Raw genomic sequence first — 7,569 nt, 5'->3', positions numbered from 1 at the left:
TAGTATCATAAAAATATTTATTTCTACCATTAAGCCTCCTTAAAGCCTTTAAAAGACAATAAAAACTGCTTAAAACATAGTGAAATTTTATCATTTAACTTTTAAGATTTCTTTAAAAATAAAATATGATTTATTTTTTATATTTTTGTTTAATTTTTCATTGTAAAGAGCAAGACAACAAAGCAAGCCAATATTATTGCAGAGTCTCTTTAAACTCTAGCATTCTAATGATATTACAAAAACTTTTCTTTATCATCATTGTAAAGTCTCATAAAAAGCTGTGGTAATCTAATTTTACTTGATTTTTTGTCATTGCGAGGTGATGTAATAGCCGTGGCAATCCAAAAACCTCCCTTTATCATTCCTAAGGCATTAGCCAAAGTATCTCTAAAAAAAGAGTTTTCTCGAGCACAAAGAGATTTAACTACCATTCAATACAGTAAAAAGAGTTTAAACTCCAAATCAATCTAAATTTAAAACACTGTCTATAAATAACGCAAAATACAAATCCAAAAAAATATACAAATTAATTTTAAGAGATAAAAAGCTAATATTCCATGCAATTTTAAGGAGAATATATGCAAAAAATAGTGATTATTATTTCATTCCTACTTGCTTTTTTACATGCAAATGAAATAGATACTTTTCAAGAAAGCAAGGAAATCTTGGTAGATTTTTATTCAGATAATAAAGAATTTCAAAAAGATTTTTACTGCGAAGCTCCTTTTAAAAGAGTTAAAAAAGGTTTTGAGATTATTAAAAGTGAAGCTTATAGCCCACGCAATGCTACAACCAAAAAAGGTAAATTCAATCAAAGAACCAAAAAAATAGAATGGGAACATATTATGAGTGCACATAATTTTGGACAGCATTTGCCTTGCTGGAAAAAAGGAGGAAGAAAAGCTTGTGCTAAAGATCCCCTTTTTAATAAAATGGAGAGTGATATTCAAAATCTAGCCCCAGCTATTGGTGAGATCAATGGAGATAGAAGCAATTTTAAATTCGCACAAGCTCCAAAAGATTTAAAATATACACAATATGGAAACTGCAGAGTTTATACGGATTTTAAAGCTAAAAGATTTTACCCCCAAAACCACTCAAAAGGCTGGATAGCAAGATCCTATCTTTATATGAGTAAAACTTATAATATTAGACTATCCACACAAGAAAGAAAATTAATGGAAGCTTGGGATAAAACTTATCCTATGGATAAAGAAGAACAAAAACTAAGAGAATTTGCCAAAAAAGTGCAAGGCAAGCCCTCTTAACAATCCCTTTGTTATTAAACTCATAATACTACAAATTCCATTAACCATCAAACCCATCTTTAAAAAGCTTTTAATGATATACACAGCTTCAAACTTATTCCACTATAAAATAAGGATTTAATAAGTCTTGCTTATTATAAACTAAAGGTTTCTTGCTAAAAGCTTGATAAGTCATTTTACCAGCCTCTCTTACAATAGCATCTGCTGCTGCTGTATCCCACTCTTTTGTAGGCGCAAACCTAGGATAGCAATCTGCTTCATTACTGGCCACCATACACAATTTAAGCGAACTCCCCATAGATACAAGCTCTTTTTCACTCTCTATTGCTTCAATAAATTTTTGTGTTTCTTCATTCATATGAGATTTACTTGCAACAATCCTATAAACTTTATCTTTTCTTCTAAAAGGTATCTTTTCCCCATTTTTATAAGCCCCCTCTCCTTTTTTTGCACTATACATCACACCTATTACAGGAGCATATACCACACCAAGAATAGGCGTATCTTTACAAATAAGAGCGATATTAATCGTCCATTCTCCATTTTTTTTGACAAATTCTTTGGTTCCATCAATAGGATCAATACACCAAAACCACTCCCAAGACTTCCTCTCCTCATAATCAATCATTTTATTTTCTTCTGACATCATAGGTAAAGAATATTTTTTTAATGCCTCGCAAATCACAAAATTAGCAACTTTATCCGCTTCTGTTAGAGGCGATTTATCTTCTTTATATTCTACACTAAAATCTTTGTTATAAATTTTTAAAGCTTCTTTTCCAGCATTCCTTGCTATCTCTTCTATTTCTTTTAAAATGATTTTATTTAGCATATTTTATCCTCATTATTTTCATAGATACAATTATATTTTTTTAAAATAAAATTCCTTATAAAAACCCATAAAATATATCATTTTAGCAATCTAACTCCATTATCTTTATCTAAATTTTCTTATTTTTCCCAATAGAATATTATTTTAGTAGATAAACAAGAAATCATCTATATACCATTTCTTAAAGCAACAAAAATCCAAAAGACAACTTTACAAACTTGCTTTCAAATAAAAACTAAATTTTATTTTATGTAAGCTCTAAAGTTTCATAAAATTTTTTAATATTTTTTTGCCCTCTTGGCTAAGAACTGCTTCAGGGTGAAATTGCACTCCATAAATATCATATTTTTTATGTTTAATCGCCATAATAATACCTTTTTTATTCTGAGCTATAATCTTGCAAACTTTAGGCATTTTGCTAATATGCAAAGAATGGTATTGGCAAATTTTAGGCTTTCTTTTGAGATTTTTAAAAATCTTTGCTTTTTTGTATTCTAAAAAAGAAATCTTCCCATGAATAGGATTTTTTAATTTAGATACTTCTCCGCCAAATGCCTCTGCTATACATTGATGTCCTAAGCAAATCCCTAAAATTTTTTTATCTTTTTTAAAATGCAAAATGGCTTCTTGTGAATTTTTTGCTTCTTTTGGAGAATTGGGTCCTGGAGAGATGATAAGATGACTAAAATTAAATCTTTCTAGCTCTTTTGCCTTTTTAAAAGAATCGCTTTTTATCACTTTGCATTTAAAGCCTAATTCTTTTAAATAAAACACAATCGTATAAGTAAAAGAATCATAATTATCTATCATTAAAATGCGTTTCAAAGCCTAACCTCTCTTAATCCTCTTAAAGAATTAATAGCATAAATTTTATCAGCATTTTGCAAATCTTCTTTTAAAATCTTTGCTTCCTTAATAAGCCCCAACTCCATCAAAAAGCTTCTATAAACACCATTTAACAATCCACATTCTAAACTTGGAGTAAAAAACTCTTTTTGTTTTTGAATAATAAGATTTGTTCTTGAACCCTCACATAAATAGCCAACTTCATTAAAAAACGCCACATCATAACACAAATCTTCTCGCCATTGGTAGCTTTGTGCTTCATAAACTTCTCGCAAAGAACTTTTAAAATAAAGGGAATCACACCTTGAATTTAAAGCAATATCACTTAAAAGTAATTTATCACTACTACTTGATTTTAAAGGAAACTTTTGCCACTTGTATGCTCCATCTTTTTGTAAAATAAGTCTTAAAATACAATCCTCTTGTGGCGCTACTTGCAAACTTTCTTGCACTCTAAAAGGATAAAAAAGCAAATGCTCTCTATTAAATATTTTTTGATTAAGACTTAAAATATCTAGCCCTCTAAATTCTTCCCAATCATCTTGCATTTTCAAAATTTCACCAAAATCTTTTTGGATTTTTTCTGCACTAAAGGAAAGTTTTAAAGCACTTTTAATTAGTCTTTGCAAATGTTGTTTTAAAAACAAAATCTTATTTTGCCTATAAAGCATTGTTTCAAAAAGATAAAATTTTTCATTTTCTAAAATCTTTGTTTTTAAGCATAATTCTTGAAATTCTTCTTGCTTAATAGAATCCCACACCAAACCACTTCCCACACCATAATGATAAAGCTCATTTTTTTGCTCTAGCGTTCTTATTGCTACACTAAATTTACTTTTATTTTTATGGATTAAACCCAAACTTCCACAATAAATCCCTCTATCTCTGGCCTCTAAAGCAGAAATCAACTTCATTGTTTCTAGCTTTGGAGCTCCTGTTATAGAACCACATGGAAAAAGTGCTTCAAAAATATCATAAAATCCTACAGATTTTTTAAGTTTGCCTTTAATCTTAGAAGTCATTTGATGCAAAGTTGGTAGCGTCTGCACCCTAAAAAGCTTTTCTTTTAGACTGTGTTTTTGAATAATTTTAGAAAGATCATTTCTTAACAAATCCACAATCATAACATTTTCGCTTAGATTTTTCACATCTTTTTGTAAAAAAGTCTTATTTTTTCTATCTAGCTTTTTATTTTGATGGCGTTTGCTTGTGCCTTTCATAGGCTCTGTGATAATCTTTCTCCCTTTTGTTTTAAAAAATAATTCTGGTGAAAAAGATAAAATATTTCTTTTTTGGGTTTGTAAAAATGCCTTAAAAGAAGTATTTTGCCGACATAATAAAAGATTAAATAATCTAAAAGGTTCTATTTTACTTAAAAGCACTAATTCTTGTGTGAGATTTACTTGATAACTCTGCCCCTTTGCAATAGCATTTTTTACTTCTTTAAATTTCTCATAATACTCTTTTTGATTTAAGGATTGTAAAATTGTAGGTATAAATTCTTCTTTTTTGACTTTATAAGGCTTAAATTTCTTGCGTTTTTTAAAAGCATAAAAACTTAAATAAGGCTCAAAACTCCTATATTCTTCATCTTCTAAATAGCGATAAAATTCATAATCAACACAACCTATAAAAAAATATTTCTGCTTATTTTTTTCTATAAATTCAAAACACACTTTGCTTTCTTTTTGGTTATAAGCCAATAGTGTATGCTTTAAATCATAATATAAATATTTATCAAAAACTGCAAGATTCTCTTTGGGCTTTATGTGTTCCATAAAACTTATAATACTTTAAAAGTGTTTTGGAGGAGCTTAAAAAGAAGTTAAATAGGCTTTACAAAGCCAAAAAGCTTTGTAAATTATAGTTTATCAGCGTTTTCTGCTAGGTATTCTGCTACACCTTTAGCATCTGCTTTCATACCTTTATCGCCTTTATTCCAACCTGCTGGACAAACTTCACCATGAGCTTCAAAGAATGTTAAAGCATCGCACATTCTTAGCATTTCATCCATATTTCTACCAAGTGGAAGATCGTTGATTACTGCATGTCTTACTACTTGATTTTTATCAATCAAAAAAGATCCTCTAAGTGCAACAGCCTCATCAATTAATACTTCATAATCTCTTGAAATTTGTTTTGTAATATCTGATACCATTGGGAATTGAACATTACCAATACCACCTTCTTTTACTGGAGTGTTTTTCCAAGCAAAATGCACTACATCTGAGTCAATAGATACACCAATTACACTAAAACCTTTTTCTGCAAAATCCTTTACTCTGTGATCCATTGCAATGATTTCTGATGGACAAACAAATGTAAAGTCTTTTGGCCAAAAGAATACAACAGCACCATTTTTTCCAAGATTTTTTGACAATTCAAAATTATCAACGATTTGGTTATCTGCTAAAACTGCTGGAGCTTTAAAATCTGGAGCTTTTTTTGTTACTAACATATCTAATCCTTTATAAAAATAATTTGTTGATAAAAAATATCAATAAAGCAATCCTACCAAATTATAAATAAAATTAATATTAAGAAGTTATATTTTATAAGGCTTTGTTTTGATTTTAAATTTTATAAGATTTTTATGTGTCAATTCACCACATTCTTAGATTATAAGCAAGGAAACCTTGCTTATAATCATAGGTAGCCTGCAATTAAAGCTAGAAAATATCCTGCAATACAAGAAGTAATTACTCCAATTAAACCCGGCAAAATAAAGCTATGATTGATTACAAATCTGCCAATATGTGTTGTCCCTGAACGATCAAATTGAATAGTTGCCAAATCACTTGGATAAGTAGGCAAGATGTAATATCCATAACAAGCCGCCGCAAAAGCTACAATAATTCCAGGCTCTACACCAATCCCTAAAGCCAAAGGAACAAAAGCTGCAATAGCCGCTGCTTGAGAATTTACAAATTTTGAAATAAGCAAAAGCATAATCGCATAAGTCCAAGGCTTGTCTTTTACTATATCCCCAAGTGCTTCTTTCATCATAGGAGTATGCACTGCAAACATAGTATCTGCCATCCAAGAGATTCCAAACACCGCAACAAGTGCTATCATACCAGATTTAAAAATTTCATTAGAACCAATTTTTTTAGCATCAGTTTTTGTAAAAATGATGATTAATGCTCCTGCAAGCAACATAAACATTTGAATAACATTCACCATAGAAATATAATCATAACTAGGATTGCCTAGCTTGTCTTTTAAAGGAATTGCTGTGATTTTTTGCTCTTTTAGTGCTTCTTTAAATTTGCTTGTATTTTCACCTGCTTCATTTAAAGTATTGCTTTGATCAAAACCAAGTGCTTTAAGATCCACAATCCCTTTATTTGTCCCATTTGGGGTCCATTGCACCATCGCATTAATCTCTGCTTTATAAGCCATCTTTTGTCCCCAATTTGGCTTTAAGCTATCAAACGCACCAATGATTGCAACAAGAGCAATAGCACCTAAGAAAATCCACATAGCTATCCAATTGCTTGTAGGGAGCTTCACTCCAAGAAGCGTTTTAGCATCACCATAAACATATTTTTTAAACTCAGGATCTTTAAGCTTCTCTTGAAACTCTTCATCTTTATCCAAATCTTTTCCTCTAAACCATGAGAAAATTCCCACGCACAAGACGCCAAAAAGTGTGCTAGGGATAGTGATTTGCAAAAGATTGATATAGCCATCAAAACCTGCTAATTTATGTTCGGCTGCTAAAAGTAAAGCTGTTAGAGAAACTACCGCAACCGATACAGGAGAAGCGATAATTCCCATTTGCGAAGAAATAGAAGCCGCTGCCATAGGGCGTTCTGGACGGATTCCATTTTTGATTGCAATATCATAAATAATAGGCATAATTGTATAAACTACATGTCCAGTTCCACAAAGTATGGTTAAAAAGCAAGTTACAAAAGGTGCTAAAATTGTTAAAAACTTTGGATTGCGTCTTAAGATTCTCTCTGCAATTTGTAGCATAACATCTAAACCACCACTTGCTTGTAAAGTAGCACTTGCAACAACAACTGCTAAAATAGTTAGCATTACATCAATAGCAGGTTTCCCAGGCTTAATGTGGAATGCAAATACAAGCATTAAAATACCAATTCCGCCAAGCAAACCTAGGGCTATTCCACCCTTTTTTGCTCCATAAAATAAACATGCAAGCACAACAGCAAGCTGGATAGCAAATTGTGTGCCTTCACTTAGATTTGTTAAAAATTCCATTTAACCCTTACTCCTTTTTTATAAAATGCTTATAATTTTAGCATATTTTTTGAAAATAATATAAATATTTTAAAATATTTAAAATAAATTATTATTTTTTTAAGTTTAATAAATAAATAACTTTTGTCACTTTTTAAAATAAATCGCTTACATTCCCACTTTAATTTGTTATGCTCTGTCATTTTCCTAAATAAGACTCTCTGCTAGAAAACACCAAAATATTCTTTTTAATACCGCATACAAGCATATTTTACTCATAGTAGCAAAACAAAACTCATTTAAAGAGTAGAATAACAAGATAAACCTCCTCCTCCCTCTGTCATTGCTAGGAGCTTTAGTAACAGCAATCTAATATTGTTACCCTATCATTACGAGCAAATATGCAATATTTGC

7 protein-coding genes are annotated in these 7,569 nt (G+C 30.3%); 1 reads left to right on the top strand and 6 read right to left on the bottom strand.

Annotated elements, in window-relative coordinates; genetic code table 11:
- Window positions 1-233: 233 nt before the first annotated feature.
- Window positions 234-431, bottom strand: a complete 198-nt coding sequence (locus B6S12_RS11170) for a hypothetical protein (RefSeq protein ID WP_111230623.1) — start codon at window positions 429-431, stop codon at window positions 234-236.
- A 147-nt stretch (window positions 432-578) separates the two neighbouring features.
- Here B6S12_RS11170 and B6S12_RS09860 point away from each other — a divergent pair, with 147 nt between their 5' ends.
- Window positions 579-1,268 (top strand): endonuclease, encoded by a 690-nt coding sequence (locus B6S12_RS09860; RefSeq protein WP_111230622.1) that lies wholly within the window; start codon window positions 579-581, stop codon window positions 1,266-1,268.
- Between the two features lie 94 nt (window positions 1,269-1,362).
- On the opposite strand, the gene cysQ is transcribed toward B6S12_RS09860, so the two are convergent.
- The 5 genes from cysQ to B6S12_RS09835 all read right to left on the bottom strand — a co-directional run bounded on the left by cysQ (window position 1,363) and on the right by B6S12_RS09835 (window position 7,176).
- Window positions 1,363-2,100, bottom strand: a complete 738-nt coding sequence (gene cysQ / locus B6S12_RS09855; protein ID WP_111230621.1) for a 3'(2'),5'-bisphosphate nucleotidase CysQ — start codon at window positions 2,098-2,100, stop codon at window positions 1,363-1,365.
- Between the two features lie 258 nt (window positions 2,101-2,358).
- On the bottom strand, window positions 2,359-2,925 hold the full coding sequence (locus B6S12_RS09850; RefSeq protein WP_111230620.1) for an anthranilate synthase component II: 567 nt from the start codon (window positions 2,923-2,925) through the stop codon (window positions 2,359-2,361).
- A complete protein-coding gene (locus B6S12_RS09845; protein ID WP_111230619.1) occupies window positions 2,922-4,724 on the bottom strand; it encodes a chorismate-binding protein in 1,803 nt (600 codons plus the stop codon). The genes B6S12_RS09850 and B6S12_RS09845 overlap by 4 nt, the downstream gene beginning before the upstream one ends.
- 83 nt (window positions 4,725-4,807) lie before the next feature.
- A complete protein-coding gene (locus B6S12_RS09840) occupies window positions 4,808-5,404 on the bottom strand; it encodes a peroxiredoxin (protein WP_111230618.1) in 597 nt (198 codons plus the stop codon).
- Between the two features lie 188 nt (window positions 5,405-5,592).
- Window positions 5,593-7,176, bottom strand: coding sequence for an anaerobic C4-dicarboxylate transporter (locus B6S12_RS09835; RefSeq protein WP_111230617.1), 1,584 nt, complete (start codon window positions 7,174-7,176; stop codon window positions 5,593-5,595).
- Window positions 7,177-7,569: the final 393 nt, after the last annotated feature.

This window comes from Helicobacter valdiviensis (assembly GCF_003245365.1).
GTDB classification, from domain to species: Bacteria; Campylobacterota; Campylobacteria; order Campylobacterales; family Helicobacteraceae; genus Helicobacter_D; species Helicobacter_D valdiviensis.
Note: the sequence above shows the minus strand (reverse complement) of the source record. Positions and strands in the feature narration are given on the sequence as shown.

Coding starts and splice junctions, on each gene's coding strand:
- cysQ (WP_111230621.1), bottom strand. CDS start 2,100: ATGCTAAATAAAATCATTTTAAAAGAAATAGAAGAGATAGCAAGGAAT.
- B6S12_RS09860 (WP_111230622.1), top strand. CDS start 579: ATGCAAAAAATAGTGATTATTATTTCATTCCTACTTGCTTTTTTACAT.
- B6S12_RS09840 (WP_111230618.1), bottom strand. CDS start 5,404: ATGTTAGTAACAAAAAAAGCTCCAGATTTTAAAGCTCCAGCAGTTTTA.
- B6S12_RS09845 (WP_111230619.1), bottom strand. CDS start 4,724: ATGGAACACATAAAGCCCAAAGAGAATCTTGCAGTTTTTGATAAATAT.
- B6S12_RS11170 (WP_111230623.1), bottom strand. CDS start 431: ATGGTAGTTAAATCTCTTTGTGCTCGAGAAAACTCTTTTTTTAGAGAT.
- B6S12_RS09835 (WP_111230617.1), bottom strand. CDS start 7,176: ATGGAATTTTTAACAAATCTAAGTGAAGGCACACAATTTGCTATCCAG.